Annotated in this window: 2 protein-coding genes; both read left to right on the top strand. The window is 70.4% G+C overall.

What is annotated here, in order from left to right; translation table 11 throughout:
- The coding region (locus VR45_RS47750; RefSeq protein ID WP_159394571.1) for a hypothetical protein at window positions 1-357 on the top strand (357 nt) is incomplete at its 5' end.
- 321 nt (window positions 358-678) lie between these two features.
- Window positions 679-1005 (top strand): PadR family transcriptional regulator, encoded by a 327-nt coding sequence (locus VR45_RS41505; protein ID WP_045945168.1) that lies wholly within the window; start codon window positions 679-681, stop codon window positions 1003-1005.
- The last annotated feature ends 198 nt before the right edge of the window (window positions 1006-1203 follow it).

Raw genomic sequence — 1203 nt, 5'->3', positions numbered from 1 at the left:
CCGGGCATCCGCGCAGCGCCGACTTCTGGTGGAGCTACGCCGCCGGCGCCGACAACCGCACAGCCGCTTACTGCCTGTACCTGTACAGCCTCCACCACGGCGACCTCAGCGAGGCCCAGACGTGGTTCGAGCGGGCCACCTTCGGTCGACAACTACTTCCGGCTGCTCTCCCTGTTCACCAAGAACGCGGACACCTACGGCACGACCGCCGTACAGCCGGACGTCGACCTGCTCGCCGCCATCGAGCGCCTGATCCACCGCGACACGGGAACCGAGGCGGACGGCACCGACGGCATCGCCGGCCTGCCAGACCAGGGCCTCGTCGACACCCTGTCCGCCTTCACCAACCGCAGGTGAGCAGGCGTGAGGGCCGCACCCAGGCAGTCGAACTCGCCGCCCGGACGCGCGCGACGCAACCGGACGAGTAACCGAAGGCCCAGCCCCCCTCCCGTGGTCCCGCCGGTGCAGTCCGCACCGGCGGGACCACGGGATCCCGGGATCCGGGCACCTCTGCCCGCAGGACGCGGGGCCCGCAGGACGCGGGGAAGTGGGCCGGGAGGCGGTCCGGTTCCGCTGTCCCGGGACTGCGGAACAGCGGGAATGGCCTCTGACCTGCCGATTCAGCACCCTCAAGTATCGAGTTCGACACATGGTCAGATCGTGTGCTCAACTGCGCCCATGACTTCTCCACGGCTGACGAAGCCGACTCTCGGAGTGCTCGACGCCCTGATCTCCGCGGCGGACGGCGACCCCGCCTGGGGACTTCGGATCTGCGACGAGGCCGACCTCGGACCCGGCACCGTCTACCCGATCCTCGAACGCCTCACCGACCTCGGCTGGATCGAGGCCTGGCCCGAAACCACCCCCCACCCCGGCCGACCCGCCCGCCGCTTCTACAAACTCACCTCCACCGGCAGGCACCAGGCCTCCGAAGCCCTGCGTGAGCGTGCCTCACGCCGACGCACGCCCTTCGGCCTCAGGGGCTTCGCCGGCGGTGCCGCGTGACACCCGAAGAGCACGAGCTCCGCGAGGCCTACTCGGAGGGCGGCACCGCATGACCGACCGCGATGCACCCGACACGTTGGCGCTCCAGGCACGCCTTACACAAGCGGGGCGGGCCCGCCGCGTGCTGGCGGACAGGTTCCTCGACAACCTCTTCGCACTCCAGGTGAAGGCCCGGCAGGTAGACCCCGCGCTGTACGA

This window comes from Streptomyces sp. NRRL S-495 (assembly GCF_000966955.1).
GTDB classification, from domain to species: domain Bacteria; phylum Actinomycetota; class Actinomycetes; order Streptomycetales; family Streptomycetaceae; genus Kitasatospora; species Kitasatospora purpeofusca.
This window is presented reverse-complemented; position numbering and strand designations above follow the sequence as displayed.

Excerpts from the sequence above, each read along its gene's own strand:
- VR45_RS41505 (WP_045945168.1), top strand. The coding sequence starts at position 679 with ATGACTTCTCCACGGCTGACGAAGCCGACTCTCGGAGTGCTCGACGCC.